Annotated in this window: 12 protein-coding genes; 4 read left to right on the forward strand and 8 right to left on the reverse strand. The window is 44.9% G+C overall.

What is annotated here, in order from left to right; all coding sequences use genetic code 11:
- Positions 1-31 precede the first annotated feature (31 nt).
- Positions 32-568, reverse strand: coding sequence for a hypothetical protein (locus Xentx_RS09815; protein WP_244149848.1), 537 nt, complete (start codon positions 566-568; stop codon positions 32-34).
- A gap of 1,189 nt (positions 569-1,757) precedes the next feature.
- Between Xentx_RS09815 and Xentx_RS09820 the strand changes: the two genes are divergently transcribed.
- From Xentx_RS09820 to Xentx_RS09835, 4 genes are all read left to right on the forward strand, one after another.
- Positions 1,758-3,428, forward strand: a complete 1,671-nt coding sequence (locus Xentx_RS09820; RefSeq protein WP_074020065.1) for a ShlB/FhaC/HecB family hemolysin secretion/activation protein — start codon at positions 1,758-1,760, stop codon at positions 3,426-3,428.
- Positions 3,429-3,554: 126 nt separating this feature from the next.
- Positions 3,555-8,000, forward strand: a complete 4,446-nt coding sequence (locus Xentx_RS09825) for a hemagglutinin repeat-containing protein (RefSeq protein WP_074020066.1) — start codon at positions 3,555-3,557, stop codon at positions 7,998-8,000.
- A gap of 138 nt (positions 8,001-8,138) precedes the next feature.
- Positions 8,139-9,116 carry an inner membrane protein YhjD gene (yhjD, locus tag Xentx_RS09830; protein WP_074020067.1) on the forward strand — a complete coding sequence of 326 codons (978 nt, stop codon included), beginning with the start codon at positions 8,139-8,141 and terminating at the stop codon, positions 9,114-9,116.
- A gap of 73 nt (positions 9,117-9,189) precedes the next feature.
- Positions 9,190-9,396, forward strand: a complete 207-nt coding sequence (locus tag Xentx_RS09835; RefSeq protein WP_045957420.1) for a 2-hydroxymuconate tautomerase family protein — start codon at positions 9,190-9,192, stop codon at positions 9,394-9,396.
- 110 nt (positions 9,397-9,506) lie between these two features.
- On the opposite strand, the gene Xentx_RS09840 is transcribed toward Xentx_RS09835, so the two are convergent.
- The 7 genes from Xentx_RS09840 to dppB form a co-directional block, all read right to left on the reverse strand.
- Positions 9,507-11,651, reverse strand: coding sequence for a phosphocholine-specific phospholipase C (locus Xentx_RS09840; protein WP_074020068.1), 2,145 nt, complete (start codon positions 11,649-11,651; stop codon positions 9,507-9,509).
- A 95-nt stretch (positions 11,652-11,746) separates the two neighbouring features.
- A complete protein-coding gene (locus Xentx_RS09845) occupies positions 11,747-13,216 on the reverse strand; it encodes an insulinase family protein (RefSeq protein WP_074020069.1) in 1,470 nt (489 codons plus the stop codon).
- 106 nt (positions 13,217-13,322) lie between these two features.
- Positions 13,323-14,030 (reverse strand): HAMP domain-containing protein, encoded by a 708-nt coding sequence (locus tag Xentx_RS09850; RefSeq protein WP_074020070.1) that lies wholly within the window; start codon positions 14,028-14,030, stop codon positions 13,323-13,325.
- Between the two features lie 276 nt (positions 14,031-14,306).
- Positions 14,307-15,323: a dipeptide ABC transporter ATP-binding subunit DppF gene (gene dppF, locus Xentx_RS09855; protein ID WP_074020071.1), complete on the reverse strand. Its 1,017-nt coding sequence runs from the start codon at positions 15,321-15,323 to the stop codon at positions 14,307-14,309.
- A complete protein-coding gene (dppD, locus tag Xentx_RS09860; RefSeq protein ID WP_074020072.1) occupies positions 15,320-16,300 on the reverse strand; it encodes a dipeptide ABC transporter ATP-binding protein in 981 nt (326 codons plus the stop codon). Before dppD ends, dppF begins: the two co-directional genes overlap by 4 nt.
- An 11-nt stretch (positions 16,301-16,311) precedes the next feature.
- Positions 16,312-17,226, reverse strand: a complete 915-nt coding sequence (gene dppC, locus Xentx_RS09865) for a dipeptide ABC transporter permease DppC (protein ID WP_074020073.1) — start codon at positions 17,224-17,226, stop codon at positions 16,312-16,314.
- Positions 17,227-17,235: 9 nt separating this feature from the next.
- Complete coding sequence (dppB, locus tag Xentx_RS09870; protein ID WP_074020074.1) at positions 17,236-18,255, reverse strand: dipeptide ABC transporter permease DppB; 1,020 nt, start codon at positions 18,253-18,255, stop codon at positions 17,236-17,238.
- Positions 18,256-18,301: the final 46 nt, after the last annotated feature.

Here is an 18,301-nt window from a genome sequence, read left to right on the forward strand (position 1 = left end):
AGGGCATACACCATAGAGAAATTAGATAACCTTATAGCTCTCTACCTCTAATTTGCTGAGCATTGGAAGGGAAGATATTGTAATAAATTTTATCACTCATAAGCGGTTCATTTTCAATTTTTACTGAAAGAATAGAATTATCTTTAGAAATGGCATAATGACTAAAATAATTCCCTTCCTTTTCATAAGGATAATGAAAGTTAGGCTTAATAAATTTTTTCATATGAGATTCATCAGATAGATGATACCCATCTGAATAAATCACCTTCTGATCTCTGACAAAAATAATTTTATAAAAGAGTCCAGTTTCGTAATTAAACTTTACCCCGACAATCCTTTCAATATCCTCCGGTGAAATACCTTTATCGATGATATACATTTTATCCCAGTCAAAAGGAATAATCTTATTTATATCAATCAAGCAGGTTGTATTTTTCTGGCAATGCTTATCGGCGTAAGAAATAATACCTAATCTGCTGTTTTCAAAAGAAAAAAATAAAATAGCAATTCCCAGCATTAACGAAAAAATAATCATATTACTTTTGTTGACACCACGGAAAAACATCATCCCCCCCTTCATAATCAAATTTGATATGAGAAAACGGCCTTGGAATTTTAACCTTTAAAATCAACTAACTGATATTAGTTCCTATGAATTTTACAATTTCATTTTTATCGCTACACCTTACTTCACGACACTGATAGATAAACACAGACAGAAAATGTTCTCTTCTGCCTTTCCAACAGCAGCCTGATATTTTTGTAATTTACAATATGTCATGAAGGTATATATTGAATTATGGAGACAACTCAACATCACTTATTACTTACAAGTGATTTTTATACAGAGACACTCTGAATGGTTAAAAAGTATAGTAATTGTACCCACGTTTTTTTTGATTTCAAATAGAAAAACATGGTAATCAAATAATAAACTAAATAAATAGTTGCTAACGTGATTTTATGATAGTTTTAGGACGATCAAATATGTCTTATTTGTTACACAATGAAATAATTGCAAATAGAAAGTAAATACTGGAAATTTATACATGCCAGTGTACTTTGGCGTTCATTTTGGTGACAACCATCTTATTACATTTTCTAAAATGGAATTTAGATTAATAACTTCCTATAATCTTTAAGTTCAATTTAATTTATATCTATACTGATAACATATAATACCATGTATTAATTTTTTAAACGGTATCATTATAAGTTACAGTTAAAATATAGTAAGCAAACATCTACTCTCTCACATAATATTTTTAATCTTGAATTTATTCCACACTTTGTATTTCCTTTAAGACCAGATAGTCGAACAACTCCATAGTTTTTATCTAAAACATAGAAATGTAATATATATGTGATAATTAAATATCTTCATATTTATCATGTAGTTAAGCACATTAAACCTTATCTTTTATAATGATTAAATAAAAAACCATAAATTAAAATACATAACAAAAAAAACGCCATTGATATTAGAAATATAAAAATTGATGGTAATGATGATATTTAAATAAAGATTATATTTCACTTAACTCTTAATATTGAGACAAAACATAACTAAAATGAATTATAATAAACCACTAAAGTAAATTTATAAAAATAAATTATAATTACTAGCAAAACACACTTGTTAATCGGAGCAACATAAAATATTTTCTATGCTCTAATGCTTAATTAATAAACCAGGAAGTTTAAACCTAACCCAACACGACACATTTCCCATCAACTATTGTTATTTGGGTATTACTATGATTAAAAGGATGACAATCTTCATCTTATTATGTTCTGCATGTCAGGTGAGCGCATCACCTGATATGCTTAATCCAACTTTCCCTACAGATGAAGCAAGAAGAACTTTACAGGATAGTTCACGGGAAGTAGACCAATTAATTGAAGAGCGCCGTCATCAAGGATTGATTAATCGCACAGATAGCGTTTCTCCACAAACTGTCTCGCCAGTGGTAGTGGAAGCACCGTCATGTTTAGCGGTTAATGAGGTTTATCTTCAAGGTATTACCTTACTCTCCCTAAAAGATTTGAGTACACTCAGTGCCCTGCCCGATAACTGTATTACCAGCAATGACATCAACAAATTGTCAGCGGAAATCACCAACCTTTATATTGCTAAAGGTTATATTACGGCGCGAGTACAGTTTATTCCCCCCAACACAAATGGCGAGCTAGGGATCAATGTCGTTGAAGGTTTTGTCGAGGCAATAGAAGGAGATGACCGTTGGGTCAATAGCCAAACACTATTCCCACGTTTGATAAATAAGCCACTCAACCTGAATCAACTTGATCAAGGGCTGGATCAGGCAAATCGTTTGCAATCAAACAAAACCACTCTCGATATTCTACCGGGTACAGTTAATGGTGGTTCTATCGTAAGACTGAACAATAGACACTCTTCCCCATGGAGAATAACCACCACAACAGACAATTATGGACAAAAAAACACTGGAAAATGGATCACGCGACTCAATGCCAGCGTCGATAGCCCATTGGGGTTATCTGACTTTGTTAGCCTCAGTGGTGCTAGTACCGTAGATAAACCCAATACCCAGTATAATCGCGCCTATACTCTATTCTATTCGCTCCCCTATGGAGCCATAACCTTTAGTGGATTCAACAGTTATTCCCAATACACTAGCCATCCCCGTTTCAATATACATTCGACCAAATTGTACGGGAATTCACAACAAACAGGCATTCGTACCGATTGGGTTTTTCATCGTAACCAATTGCAAATTAGTACATTAAACACTCAGTTGGTTTACAAGAATTACACTACCTATATCCAAGACAGCAAGCTCATCGTTAATAGCCAGACATTGAGTGTTCTCGAATTGGGTATTAACCATTTACAAATTATCCCTTCAGGATTGATCTCCCTCAATATGAGTATTGAGCGAGGAATACCGTGGTTTGGTACCCAAACCTCTACATCCAGCCTGAATAAACAGTTTACCAAAGGGAAATTATCGGCAAATTTACAACAGCGTTTCACACTCTTTGATGTGCCTTACCAATTTAGTAGCCAATTTTATACCCAATACAGCAAAAATGGGCTACCAGGTATTGAGTGGCTCAATATAACCGACCGTAATGCCGTGCGAGGATTCAGCAAAAATGTGTCATCGGCTGATAACGGCTGGTATTTAAGAAATACGCTTTCTCACTCGATCCCCATTGGCAAAGGCTCACTTTCGCTGCGTACTGGCGTGGATATCGGCCAGGTTAAAGGCTATCGCAGTCAGGATGGATGGAAAAGCAGTGCCGGCTTAAGTGCAGGTTTGACACTACGCTATCAGCAACTGTTTGCGGATGTTGAGGTCAGCCGAGGCAAATATCTTTCTCACCAAAATAGGGACACGGATGAACCTATGCAACTGTTAACCCGCTTTTCTTACACTTTTTAGTTTTTTGAACCATTTGATGTTTTTTAACCGCAGCCAGTTGTGGGGATCATTTCTAGCGTAATTTCCTGAAACAATGATCCCCAGAGCACTGCACATGGCAATAAAAGAAGCAAATAAGGTAATTATATGAAAAGTAAAAAATTTAAATTATCTCCCGCAGGAAAACTTGCCGTCTCTATGGCAATTATCCTGGCAACCAGTTCAGTCAGTTTTGCTAATGGAATTACGCCTGGTGGAGATGCCGCACACAGCCCGGATGTTATTCAAGCTGATACCGGTGCAACTGTGGTAAATATCGTTGCGCCTTCCGAATCAGGGTTATCACATAACCAATACCAGGATTTCAACGTCAATCAAATGGGGGCAGTGTTCAATAACGCCCTAGAGAATGGAACATCACAACTGGCGGGAGAATTATCTGCCAACAACAACCTCAATGGACAAGCTGCCAGTGTAATCTTAAATGAGGTTATCAGCCGTAACCCTTCTCTCTTGCTCGGCGAACAGGAAGTATTTGGTATAGCCGCCGATTATGTACTGGCAAACCCTAACGGTATCACTTGTAACGGTTGTGGTTTTATTAATACTAATCAGGCGTCATTCGTTGTCGGTAATCCGCTGGTGGAAAATGGGGTTCTGCAAGGCTTCAACACCTTTGATAATCTGAACACCCTGAATATCAACAACAATGGCTTATCCCATAATGACGTGCTGAATCTGATTGCCCCTAAAATTGATATCAATGGTCAGGTGATCACTACAAAAAACCTCAATATCACGACAGGGAATAACAAAATTTCGGCCGATGGCCACATTTTGGATACTCAGCAAGCGAATATTGGCGCACTCGACAGTTATTATTTGGGCAGTATGCGGGCAGGACGCATTCGTCTGTTGAACACGGCGGAAGGGAGCGGAGTCAACCTACAAGGTAAAATGACTGCTGACAACGGCATAGAGATTGAATCTTACGGTGATATCAAACTGGAAGCCGCTAACCTGCAAGGTGGCGATATTTCCTTGGAAGGTCATAACGTACTGTCCCAAGGACGCTTGAATCGATCCTCATCAAACAGCACAGGCAGTGGCAATTACCAAAGCACCTTCAGTGGTATTGAGATCGAAAAAAAACAAAATAGTGAATCTGTTGCCCGCACGCAATTAGCAGGCAAGAACATCACGCTGGTGGCTAAACAAAACAATCAGATAATGGCAACCGATATTGAAGGGGATAATGTCAAACTGACTGGCGCTAACCTGAAATTGGATGGGCAACAGCTTCATCAATTTGACCATAGCACCAACAATCAATGGAAAATGTCTTGGCAATATGATGTCACCCATGAGAGCGAAAAGCATCAATACGAAGGCAATACCATCAACGCCCGTGAAAATGTCCATTTGGCCGCCAGTAAAGGCGATGTAGAAGTCCTTGGCAGTAAGATCAAAGCCGATAAACAGTTGTCTGTATCAGCCGAAAAAGATGTGAAACTGGCAGGTCTGATAGAATCAGAAATGACCTTAGAGAAGGGATATAAAAAGAATCATTCTGCATCACTGCAAACGGGTCATTGGAATCAGGTCAATACCACCCAAAGAAGCACCGGTAATGAATTAAGCGCAGGCGGGATTTTAGGTATCGAGGCGAAAGGAGATGTTGACATTGCAGGAACCCACATTAATTCAGGCAAAAACCTGATTGTCTCTGCGGGTCAGAAAGCCAACATTACTGTGCAATCCCTCGTTGATGATCAGAGAATTACCAAGGATAAAACCTATTGGCGCGGTATTGCGGGTGGCAGCAAGAAAGATAACCGCGATAAGTCAGAAACCCATCATACTTCCGAAGTGACGGCGGGCGAACTCTTGCTGCTGACTGGTGCAAATGGTGTCACCATTACGGGCAGTAAGGTCAAAGCCCAAAAAGGCGCCTATGTTGAAGCTAATGACGGACAATTAACTATCGATAATGCAGTCAGCCATATTTCTAAAGAGGTGGATGAAAGAAAGGGAACCATCTTCAACATCACCAAAAATACGAATCAAGAACACAACAAGCATGAAAAGTCTTCCAGCAGTCAATTGATTTCTGATGCAGACCTGAAATTACTCAGTAATAAAGACATCAATGTCATTGGCAGTCTGGCAAAAAGTGCTGGCGAACTACAACTGAATACGTCAGGCAATATCAATATCCTGAATTATGGTGAGAAGAATCAGTACCAACAGGAAAAAACCAACCTTGACTTGCAGTCTTACGCCAAAGATATGAAAGATAACCAATACCGTGCTGGTGTGGGTTTTGAACACATAACCGACAAACAGAAAGGTGAAAGCACAACACAACGCCCATCAGAACTGAATGGGGGTAATCTTACCGTAAATGCGGGCCAGAATGCCACCGTGACTGGCTCTAAGTTGGTCACAACCCAGGGTGATGCGAAAATTAATGGGAATAACATTGCGTTGCTGGCTGGAGAAAACAGCACATCAACCTCGACCTCACAAGAAAAGCTGAGCAGCAGTGTGTTTGTCACTGGCGGTATGGACAAACTCGGCAGTGGTGTTGAAGGAACTTATAACAGCAATGGAAAGTCCGACAGCCAAACCACAGCAGAGGTGGCGAAAACCCAGGTGACTGGCAACCTTGAGCTGAATGCAATGGGTGAGTTGAAGCAACAGGGTACGGATCATCAAGTACAAGGTTCCTACCAGGCTAATGCCGGTAATATTAAAAATGTGGCAACGGCCAATACCGAATCTAGCTCAACCAATCAATTACAGGTAGGTGGTGAGATCAGCGGGACTGCTGATTACAGTGCAACTACCCGCCCTGTAGAAAAAACAGCCAAAGCTGCCGCAGATAAGAAACTGGATACTTCCATCACGAAGACAGGTTTGCCTAATGCAGGTATTGAACTGGCGATGAATGGCAACAGCCATTACACCAACAACCATCAGTCTAATGCTGTGGTGACTACCATCAAGGCGGGCGATGTCAAAGTCACCACGAACGGTGATATCTATGATCAAGGCACACAATACCAAGCTAACAAAGGTGGTGTCTCGCTGACTGCTGGCAGCCATACCAGTGAAGCGGCAACCAACAGCCAAAATTCCCATACCGCTGACACGATTGGCAATGCCAGCTTGCGCGCCTACACCACAACAGGTGCAGATATCTCCGTCAATGGCAAAGGCAATGGCAGCTATCAGGAAACATCCAACAACAATACCAGCTCAGTGACCAGCGGCATCAATGCCCAAAACGGCGTTAATATTCAGGTGACCAGAGATGCACGCTACCAAGGCACCGCAATCAATGCAGGCGAAGGTTCAGCCAACGTTAATGCAGGTGGAAATATTCAGTTTAACCAAGCCACCAACCGCAAGGAGAAACAAAGCAATGGTTACAATGGGGAGATTTCCCTGACCGTGGGCACCAACCCTGATGGCAAGAATTTCAGTGGCAGCCTTGGTGGTGGTTATAACACCGATAACCAGAACAACACCACTGCCCAAACCAGCAATATCACTGGTGGGCAAGGGATAAATCTGAATGCAGGCAATAACCTGACATTACAAGGCGCCAACGTTTCTGGCAAACAGGTAGACTTAACCGCACAACGTGGGAAAATCGAACTGACTTCAGCTCAGGATACTGCCAACGCCAATGGCTGGAACGTCGGTGCTAAAGCTAAAGGTGGCATGTCCTCTACAGCTCGCAAAGAAGGGGGAGATGGCTCGGCAGGCGATTCGGCAACAACCGATCCGGCTAACAGAATTATCGACAGCAAATATAACATTGGCGGTGAATTGAAATTTGCCGTTAACCAATTGGATCAGACCACACACCGTAACGCACAGGTTTCCGGTGGTAATGTTAACCTGACCAGTGCAGGAGATACCTCGCTTAAAGGCGCCAATGTCGATGCTGATCAGGTAACGGGCAACGTCGGTGGTAATTTCAATGTCGAAAGCCGTAAGGACAGCACTCATAGCCTGAATGTGGGTCTGGATGCTGGCCTGGGATATAGCAAAACCGTCAAAGGAGATGTCGCTTCTAAAGAAGCTATTCCTACCGCAACGGAAGGCTCTCCAGAAAACCCAGCGACAGTCATAACTGAAACCGCAGATGCCGACAACGCTAAAACCGGAGATAAAGCACCCAGTTTGACAGATCAATTGAAAGCTACGTTCAAGGGCTTCGATGGCAAACTCAAAGGCAATTACGATACTCTCGATCGAGAAGCTGTAGGTAAGCAAGTAACATTAACCGGTACTCAAGGGGTTAATCTGGATGTCTCTGGAACAACCTATTTAGCGGGCAGCAAAATTGATAGCGCACAAGGTGCTGTCTCGCTGAATACCCCACAAATTAACCAACAATCTATCGCCGGATACGATAAGGGTAAAAACCTAGGCATTGATATACCAGGTTCCCTCACAGGTTTGGCAGCCTCTGCACAAAAAGATATTTTCTCCGGTAAAGTACCTTTTGTGAAAAATGAGAGCCACGATACTGCACTTCCGACAGTCCACAGTGAAGTTAAGGATCGTCAATTAGATTGATCACTGTGATCAACGACTGATCTTCTGTACGGTAGCCATATAAGGCTATCGTACTTTTTCACGTTCTCTGATCAGTTGCCTTTTTCATTTTGCCTGTTACTCTTTTTTCGCATATATATTTTTTCGTCAGGGGATGTAATGCCAGGTAACCATGCAAAAAGGGAACAACTCAATACAGGGAAGGATCTTACACCATTAGAGAAAGGGCTATATGGCAGTAAAAAAGCACTTTCCGTAACCATCCGTATTGGCAATGCCATCCGCCGCATTCCTTTTATTGCCCACTTCATTAGGGCAGCACAACGTTTCAACGACCGAATGGGTAGCCAATTTGGTGCTGCCATCACCTATTTCTCGTTTCTATCCTTAATCCCAATCCTGATGCTCTCTTTTGCCGTCGCAGGTTTTGTGCTGGCCTCTAATCCTGACTTACTGGCACGTTTGATCAATGGCATCGCCAACAGCATCAGTGATCCCGCTCTCGCCAACACCCTGAAAAACAGCGTAGACACAGCAATCAACCAAAGAACAACGGTGGGATTGACCGGTTTGGCGATCGCACTTTATTCAGGTATGAACTGGGTCGGAAATTTACGCGAGGCAATACTCGCCCAATCCAGGGATGTTTGGGAACGCAATCATGAAGATAAAGAGAAAATTTATTTCCAATATATTCGCGACTTTTTCTCCTTATTCGGTCTGCTATTTGCGTTGGTCATCACCCTTTCACTGACTTCCATAGCGGGCTCTGCTCAAGCCACTATAGTCCACGCTCTCGGACTGGAAGGCATAGAATGGCTCAGGCCGGCATGGACATCAATTGGTATGACTATTTCCATTTCAGCCAATTATTTGTTATTCCTTTGGATATTGTGGATCTTGCCGCGTCATCGCCCTGAAAGAAAAGCTCTGTTTAAAGGCACTCTAATGGCTGCTATTGGATTTGAAGTTATTAAATATATTATGACCATGATGTTGCCACGCCTTGCCAGCTCCCCTTCTGGTGCTGCTTTTGGCTCGGTGATTGGCTTAATGGCATTCTTCTATTTCTTTGCCCGTCTGACACTGTTTTGCGCCGCCTGGATCGCAACCGTGGAAGAGGAGAAAGCCAAGTAAACATACCAATAAGTAAAACTGTTTTTTTGCTGTACCCACTTGTATATAACAAACCAAAAAAGGAGTCATTTTTATGCCATTTGTGAACATCAGAATTACCCGTGAAGGCGCAACCGCTGAGCAGAAAAAACAACTGATTGAAGGTGCAACCCAATTGCTGGTAGACGTGCTTGGGAAAAACCCGGCAACGACTTTTGTGATCATTGATGAAGTAGAAACAGATAATTGGGGAATTGGTGGCAAAAACGTGACTGAGTTACGGGCTGCCGCGAAGAAATAAATTAATGGTTTCAGAAAACATTAATTATTTAAATCGGGGCGGGTTAAACCGCCCCTTAAGACGATAGATAGAATCCATTTTCCGTTTTTTGCATATCAGGGGCGATTATCTTATTCCTTTCCCATCAACGGATCACTGATGCTGTGCTCACCGTTTTCCAGTCTGCCAGCCAAGCGGCGGTGCCATCCTTTCGGCCCTGCCAGTGAAATATCGTACCAGCCCCCACTGATGCGGGTGTCAAAAGTCTGGCTGTGACAGCTTCCCGCTGGCATTTCAATGCGCCACGGTCCCTGCAATGTATAAGGGCAGCGTTTTATGATGATCTCCACCGTTTTGTCACCCGGATTGTTCAGTTCCAGTTGCAGGCAGGTATCATTCATGATTTGACTCACTTCTGGCTGCCGCTGTGTCAGTGAACCGCTCAGAGCACGGTGAAAACCGTTGGGTCCTAGCAACCAGAGATCATAGTTATCTGCCGTCAGCCAGTCATCACTGAGCGACTTACCTGCTTCAACGGTATAACGCCGCGGGATCTCATCCAGATGTAGCTTATCGTAAACGTGGAATACCACACCCTGTTCGCCCGTATTGTGAAAACTCAGTGTCAGTAAACCCTTATCAGGATAAGCCGCGACTTCAACATTAAGTCGGTAAGGCAACGCGCGGGACGGGCGAATCCGTCGCCGTTGATACGGCAATTGCTGCTTTCCAACCTCCGGTAACGGCACCCGTGGTAACGCCTCCTGGCTCCGGCGCAGGTTGTCTGCTGTCTGTCGCGTGATGGCAGGCAAATGGGGCACTTCACTATTGGGATTGACAAAGTTGAACGCTGAAGTGAGATCACCGCACACTGCACGCCGCCAGGCGCTGATATTCGGCTCGCATACCCGGAAGCGTTTTTCCAAAAATTGCAGGACTGAGGTGTGGTCGAATACCTGTGAGTTAACCCAACCTCCGCGACTCCAGGGCGACAGGATCAGCATCGGTACTCTCGGTCCAGGACCATAAATACGCCCGTCTGGCGGTAGCTGCTCCTTCGATCCCTCTGGGGCTACGTGTTGGAAAATTTCGGTGTCGAAGGGTAGCGTGGACTTGCCGGCGAAACTACCGTCTTCCCGTAGCGATGGCGCGGAGGGTGAAGGAATGTGGTCAAAGAAACCATCATTCTCATCGAAATTCACCAGCAATACCGTTTTGCTCCACACCTGCGGGTCATCTGTCAGCGCATTGAGGATCTCCTGAATGAACCAGCCCCCCTGTACAGGGCAGGAAGGCCCTGGGTGCTCACAATAGGCCGCCGGTGCGACTATCCAGCTTACCTGTGGCAACCTGCCCTTCTTCACCTCGTCGCGGAATCCGGCCAGTATCGTCTCCAGATCGTCACCACTGGCAGCCGGCAGAGTATTGCCGTTGCCCTTGTACAGTGGAATTTTCTCGTTAAGTTCATCACTGTAAGGTACAAAATCGTGGAAACCTTCCGGTGGCTGTGCCGGATTACCGGCCTCGACGCTGGCGGCACGGTACTGGCGGAAACCGGCCAGCGGGTTATCACCGTAGTTGTCCGGCAGGTATTGATAAATTTTCCAGCTAATGCCGCTCTCCTCCAGTCGTTCCGGGTAAGTTTTCCATGTATATCCTTCTTCTGGAGGGCCGGGAGAGTCCCATTCGTTGATCACTGCGGCAACGTTAGCGGCACTGGGACCGTTAGTGCCGGTCCAGTGGAACAGACGATTGGGATCGGTTCCTGCATGGATCGAACAATGGTATGCATCACACAAGGTGAAGGCGTTGGCCAAAGCAAACTGGTACGGCAGCTCGGTCTGGCAGTAATAGCCCATTGAGGTTGTCGTTTTATAGGTTGGCCAGGCACTCATACGGCCATTGTCCCAGGCGAAATGTTCATCATTCCAGGTATGAGGCGTATCTCCAGCCCGCTGTGCATTACCGCGTCGACTGTCCAGGTAATAAGGCAAGACCAGCCGCTCATTTCCCTGCTGCTGCCAAATGTTGCGACCACCGGAGAGTGGAATGGTGATGCGATCGCTAAAGCCACGTACGCCAGGCAACGTGCCGAAATAATGGTCGAAGGAGCGGTTTTCCTGCATCAGAATCACCACATGTTCTACATCATCAATAGTACCAGTACGGTTATTGGCGGGTATGGCTAGAGCCTTGCGAATCGAAGCGGGCAGTAATGAACTCGCTGCTGCGATCGCAGTCGCTTGTAATATCTTTCTGCGGGAAAAGTCAGGCATAAGTTATTAACCCCCTGAGATGTGTTTTGAAAAGAGTCTCGAGGGTAATGCCCAAATATTACGGGGGAATGAAACCAAAGCTCCCGTTTACCCTCTTACTCCCTATCGTTTACTGTTTTAGGCTCTTTCGGTTTCTCCGGCTGTGGCCCCGGTCTCATAATTTGGTTAAAGCTATTTTTGATTTGATTAACATCAATCGTCGCTTCACCTTTTGGTTGCACCAGAATAAAAGAGATTTCTTGAGACAACATCTCTTGCAGCTTTTTATTTAAAAGTTGTGGTGTCAGGGAGGATAAAAACGCTTGTCTTAACCGCTGGAATTGTTCAGGGGCAATATCTATCACATTATTTTGCTGTGACAACAGACGTTGGTTTATCAAAATATCGGTATCTGTGCGGGCATACATGGCAAATAGCTGCTGGAGCTGACTCCGCTTCTGAGCATAGAGTTCATCAAATTGTTCCTGAGGTAATCCATTTTCCCGCAATGATGACAGTTGGAAAGCCAGATAAAGCGTGGACTCCATCAGTTTGTCCGCAGGGGAATCCATATTTAATGAGCAATTCGCCCGCTGGTATAGCACTCGACAATCCAGACCCAATTTCATGTCATCTTGTTTGTCTTTAAGCCCCTGTTGCAGGTAACGGTAAAGCGCTTCACGCGTCAGGTCATTTAACCAGTACTGAATCAGAGTTTCCGAATCGTTAATCGGCAACCAATTCAGATTCCAGGTTAAAGATAAACGATCCTGTGTGGCCTTATCACTCACTACACCAATCGTTGCTGCTTTCAGTGGCAGTAAGGTAGGAACGGACACTGGTGTCTGCCGTTTTCCCTCCAATGACGCAAATGCCTGTTTAATCCGCTCTGACAGTAATCTGTTGTCAACATGCCCTGCGATATACAGCGTTATTGCATCTGGTGTGTACCATTGATGATAGAAATTTTCGACTTTTTTTACATCTACAGGCATTGATACAGACATTCCAGGATCATGGTTGATAAGCGTTGAACCTTGCAGGCGCATACGCCATACTGGGTCTTGGATATCAGATGGAAAAGTCGTTATAAGACGTGCATCCGCTTTCATGGCCTGTGCCAGTGTCTCTGGTGTAAATACCGCACCACCTGCAATATCGGACAACCATATCAATGCATCTTGCAATAGATCGGCACGATTATTTGGCAGGCTCAGGCTGTAAAGGGTGAAATCATATGAAACAATAGCAGGTGGAAAAGGATTTTCAGTATCCATCGCATTGTGCCATAAATTTTCCAGCTTCTGCGATGATAAATCTTTACTGCTGGATAAGACGATTTTAGGAATAAGGTAGGTATAACCCCGTTGCTGGTTTTTCTCAGACAATGAGCCTGTCTTTACCAATAACCGCAACTGTATTCTGTCATTAGGTCGCTGTGGTGTTTGCAAGATTTGCCAACTGAATCCATTTTCAAGTTTACCTTGTTGCCAAGCTGGATCAGGTTGCAAGGTTTCCGCCTGTGCCAAACAAGTCGTAGCCAGGATCGCACCACCAATAAAATACCCGATTTTGTTGCCCAGCATTTTCACTTACCCCTACCTGTTTAATTTTATCCGTCAAAACCTAAGATAATCAGTCATACCTGGATATTATCATCGAGGATTAGACCATTATTCATCTTGTAAGGTTTCATTTTGATGGCGTTTTCTGCTTATTAACCTGACGATTATAGCCTTTTACCAGCATCCCCAACTCATCATCCTGATGGCTTTTAGGGCAAGGTATAGGCCTTGGCGGCTGTTCTTCATTCAATTCCCGCGCAACATCGCGCAATGGATGGACGATAATGCGATTTACGCACCAGCTTATAGACACCGTAAGAATAAGTGCAAGTAATAAATAAGTGGTCAACATTAATGCAAGTGTATTCAAGGCAAAACGATACACTCGATTGGAATCAACCTGCAAAATAAGGTGTCCCTGTGATTCTGCTGTTTTCGGCGAAACACCATAAACATAGAGAGGAATATTGACCTCAACGGGAATACCAAAAACCTTCTTTGCCAGTTCAGATATGGGACGATGAGTTGCAAAATCCAGGCTCATTACCCGAACGTTATCAGGTAATAGCACGTCGGCTCGCCCCAAAATGCCCGAGGTCTTCAATCCAATCAACAGCGTTTTCGCTTTATTGAGATCTGAACTTAACAATGCTTCTGCCAAAGGTGTCTGGATTTGCACAGCCGCATTGTTAAGCTGGCTGATATAGTCATCTTTCCGCTGCTGTAATAGATGAGATAACTGGATGGTGATGAAAATAGCAATGGTAACCAAAGTGACTCCTGTCACTGCGGCCATCTGTTTAATGGTTAACGAACGTTTGACACGCAATTTCATCTTATCCAAACCAATACCAAACTAATAGTAGAAATACTGACCAACACATCTTAACAATGTGAGTGAGTATACTTGATTTTACTTGAGGTCGTCTTATTTTGATGAATGGCAATGCAAGAGAGAAAATGACCGAGATATAACGGTATCACTCAATAAAGCGATTGTATAACCTTTATACTACGATCTACTACAACCGATTCTACTACAACTTACCCAAAAATATCGTAAGGCCTCGTCGCTTAGAGGATGTTAACGTTATACCGCAGTCAGATACAATTAGGTGGATGGGTTTTCATCCTGTTCGACCGCGAAACACGCGATCAGTTGTCCGCCATATTGCTTTAACTTAGGCTGGAATTGGGTACACTGGCTAAATGCACGACGACAACGAGCAGCAAACGCACACCCTGCCGGCGGATTCATCGGGCTTGGCAGTTCTCCCGTCAGCTTAATACGTTCACGGCGCAGTTCAGGATTAAGGCGAGGCGTCGCTGACAACAATGCCTGTGTATAAGGATGGCGCGGATTGTTGAAAATCATTTCCTTACTGCCTTTTTCAACACAACGTCCCAAATACATCACTATCACTTCATCAGCAATATGTTCGACGACCGAGAGGTCATGGGATATAAAGACGTAAGATAATCCCAGTTCCTGCTGCAAATCCATCATTAAATTCAGAACCTGCGCTCGCACTGAGACATCCAACGCTGAAACAGGTTCATCTGCAATCACTACGTCTGGGTTTAACATTAATCCACGGGCAATAGCGATACGCTGACGCTGACCACCAGAAAACATGTGTGGATAACGCGCATAATGTTCCGGTTTTAGTCCCACTTTCTCCATCATCTGCAAGACTTTTTCCTTGCGTTCGCTCGCGGTAAGTGAGGTATTAATCAGCAATGGCTCTTCCAAAATCTGTCCCACTTTTTTACGGGGATTTAAGGAAGCGTAAGGATTTTGAAATACAATCTGAATTTTCTGGCGACGAAGTTTTTCTGCTTCTTTATTTGGCACCAACAGGTCTTGCCCCAGATAATAAAGCTCCCCATCAGTCGGTTTTTCAATCATGGTCAGCAGGCGACCCAATGTGGATTTTCCACAGCCCGATTCGCCGACAACCGCCAGCGTCTTACCTTTTTCCAGTTCGAATGAGACACCATCCAACGCCTTAACCATACGTTCATGCGAGAATAAGCCTGTTTTCACCGAATAATATTTCTTCAATTCAGTGGCTTTCAGTAAAGGTGCTGTAGCCTTTTCTTGTTCCTTGCTTTGTGGAATGTTCATACTGTCGGCCTCCCCTCATCATTCAGTGGCATGTGACATTTAACCTGACGCCCTCTCATTGATTGCAATGACGGCTCGTCCTGACGACAACGCTCATTGGCATAGGGGCAACGGGGGTTGAGCAGACACCCCATTGGGCGATCATATTTTCCGGGAACAACGCCGGCCAATGATGCTAAACGGGATTTATCCACCGCAAATTCCGGCAATGCCCGCAATAATGCCTGCGTATAAGGATGGCGGGGTGCGCGGAAGATTTCCGTTGCCTTGCCAATTTCCACCACCTGTCCGGCATACATCACAATAATATGATGAGCGGCTTCCGCCACCAGCGCCAAATCATGGGTGATCAAGAGTAATGCCATGTTTTCCTGCTGCTGCAATTCCAGCAACAATTCGATGATTTGCGCCTGAATGGTGACATCCAGAGCCGTCGTCGGCTCATCGGCAATCAGGAGCTTTGGACGACACGCGATAGCCATCGCGATCATCACACGCTGGCTCATCCCTCCCGATAATTGATGCGGATAAACATCCAGACGAGAGGCCGGATCAGGGATACCTACCTGAGTCAATAAGTCGATTGCCCGCTGGTATCGCGTTTTCCGGTTGCCACCCTGATGAACTTTCAAGGCTTCCATGATCTGATAACCGACGGTGTAGCACGGATTCAAACTGGTCATCGGATCTTGGAAAATCATCGCCACTTCCGCACCCACCAACTGACGGCGCTCTTTTTCTGAAATTTTAGTCAGGTCACGGCCACCGAATTCCAGTTTTTCGGCCATAACTCTGCCCGGATAATCAATCAGCCCCATAATCGCCAATGAACTCACTGATTTACCTGAGCCAGATTCTCCAACGATGCCGACAACCTCTCCCTGCTCAACACGGTAGCTAATACGGTCAACGGCGCGGAATGGTACATCTTCATCCCCGAAATGCACCGACAATTGGTCTACATTCAATAATGCCATTTCTCAATCCCCTACTGCTTGAGCTTGGGATCAAGTGCATCACGCAACCCGTCCCCCATCAGGTTAAATGCCAGTACTGTCAACAGGATAGCCAGCCCCGGAAAGGTCACAACCCACCACGCACTCTGGGTAAATTGCAAAACATCGGCCAGCATAGTTCCCCATTCGGGGGTCGGTGGCTGTGCCCCCATTCCCAGAAACCCTAAGGCTGCCATATCAAGAATAGCGTTCGAAAACCCTAATGACGCTTGCACAATTAACGGCGCAAGGCAGTTTGGCAGGATATTGATAAACATCTGACGTATGGCTCCCGCACCAGCTACTTGGGAAGCTGTCACATAATCGCGGTTAACTTCCACCAATACCGCCGCCCTTGTCAGGCGGATATAATGAGGCAAGGCGACAAAAGTCAGTGCCAATGACGCATTGACAATTGATGGGCCAAAGATCGCCACCAGCACCAATGCCAGTAGCAGACTTGGCAAGGCCAACATAATGTCGACGATACGCATGATAATGGTATCCACCACACCGCCGAAATATCCAGCCAATACCCCCAGAATGATACCCATGATGAGTGACATCACCACGACCAGACAGCCAACCAACAATGAAAGGCGTGCCCCATACATTAGGCGGGACAAAATATCGCGTCCAACATCATCAGTACCAAAAATAAATTGCCAGCTTCCGCCTTCCTGCCATACCGGAGGCATCAGCAAGGAATCACGGAACTGTTCTGCCGGACCGTGCGGCGCCAGTACTCCCGCCAATAATGCAATCAGCAGCATCAGGACAATATAGACAAGGCCAATCACTGCGCCTTTGTTACGTTTAAAGTAGTGCCAAAATTCCTGTATCGGCGTCATTAATTTCGGTGCACCCGATACCACACCCGATACTACAGGCTCAGTTGTTTGAGTCATCATGTGCTCCTATTTCTTATGGCGAATACGCGGATTGACAATGCCGTACAACAAATCAACCACCAGATTGACCAGAATAATCATGGTCGCCACCAACAATACTCCCCCTTGTACTACGGGATAGTCACGACGTTGTAAGGCATCAATCAGCCAACGCCCTAATCCTGGCCATGAGAAAATTGTTTCTGTCAAAATGGCACCTGCCAACATGATGCCCACTTGCAGACCAATCACTGTGACTACGGGTAATAAAGCATTACGCAATGCATGAACGATAATGACACGAATACGGCTCAACCCTTTTGCCCGGGCAGTACGGATATAATCTTCGCCCAGCACTTCCAACATGGAAGAGCGTGTCATGCGCACGATGACGGCTAACGGGATCGTTCCCAGCACAATGGCAGGCAGGATCATGTGCATGACAGCATCAATGAAATCACCCTTTTCGCCCCAAATTAGCGTATCGATCAGCATAAAACCCGTTAGGGGATTGCTGTCATCAATAAACACACTATCACCGATTCGGCCAGAAACAGGGGTCAAGTTCCAGTGAACGGAAACCAGCATGATCAGCATGATCCCCCACCAGAAAATTGGCATGGAGTAGCCTGTCAATGACAAGCCAATCGCGGTGTGATCAAAGACCGAACCCCGCTTAACTGCCGCCAATACCCCTACCGGAATGCCGACGGAGATGGCAAATAACATGGCACAGATGCCCAGTTCTAAAGTCGCTTTAAAACGCGGAACAAACTCATCCCACACAGGAATGCGGCTTTTCAACGAGATCCCCAAATCACCATGCAATACGCCATTGATGTAATGAAAATATTGCTCCCAAAGAGGCTTATCCAACCCCATTTCAGTCAATAATTGGGCATGACGCTCAGCAGAAATACCACGCTCTCCCGCTATAATCAGCACGGGATCACCAGGTATCATGTGCACAAACGCGAAAGTCAGCAGCGTAATACCAATAAACGTCGGGATCACTAACCCTAGACGTCGGAGGATAAATTGCAGCATATCCTGAGTTCCCTTTTTAAATACCAATACCTCAGAGAAGCGAAAC

It is taken from the genome of Xenorhabdus thuongxuanensis (assembly GCF_001908095.1).
Taxonomy (GTDB): domain Bacteria; phylum Pseudomonadota; class Gammaproteobacteria; order Enterobacterales; family Enterobacteriaceae; genus Xenorhabdus; species Xenorhabdus thuongxuanensis.

Excerpts from the sequence above, each read along its gene's own strand:
- Xentx_RS09815 (WP_244149848.1), bottom strand. The coding sequence starts at position 568 with ATGATGTTTTTCCGTGGTGTCAACAAAAGTAATATGATTATTTTTTCG.
- Xentx_RS09820 (WP_074020065.1), top strand. The coding sequence starts at position 1,758 with ATGATTAAAAGGATGACAATCTTCATCTTATTATGTTCTGCATGTCAG.
- Xentx_RS09825 (WP_074020066.1), top strand. The coding sequence starts at position 3,555 with ATGAAAAGTAAAAAATTTAAATTATCTCCCGCAGGAAAACTTGCCGTC.
- yhjD (WP_074020067.1), top strand. The coding sequence starts at position 8,139 with ATGCCAGGTAACCATGCAAAAAGGGAACAACTCAATACAGGGAAGGAT.
- Xentx_RS09835 (WP_045957420.1), top strand. The coding sequence starts at position 9,190 with ATGCCATTTGTGAACATCAGAATTACCCGTGAAGGCGCAACCGCTGAG.
- Xentx_RS09840 (WP_074020068.1), bottom strand. The coding sequence starts at position 11,651 with ATGCCTGACTTTTCCCGCAGAAAGATATTACAAGCGACTGCGATCGCA.
- Xentx_RS09845 (WP_074020069.1), bottom strand. The coding sequence starts at position 13,216 with ATGCTGGGCAACAAAATCGGGTATTTTATTGGTGGTGCGATCCTGGCT.
- Xentx_RS09850 (WP_074020070.1), bottom strand. The coding sequence starts at position 14,030 with ATGAAATTGCGTGTCAAACGTTCGTTAACCATTAAACAGATGGCCGCA.
- dppF (WP_074020071.1), bottom strand. The coding sequence starts at position 15,323 with ATGAACATTCCACAAAGCAAGGAACAAGAAAAGGCTACAGCACCTTTA.
- dppD (WP_074020072.1), bottom strand. The coding sequence starts at position 16,300 with ATGGCATTATTGAATGTAGACCAATTGTCGGTGCATTTCGGGGATGAA.
- dppC (WP_074020073.1), bottom strand. The coding sequence starts at position 17,226 with ATGACTCAAACAACTGAGCCTGTAGTATCGGGTGTGGTATCGGGTGCA.
- dppB (WP_074020074.1), bottom strand. The coding sequence starts at position 18,255 with ATGCTGCAATTTATCCTCCGACGTCTAGGGTTAGTGATCCCGACGTTT.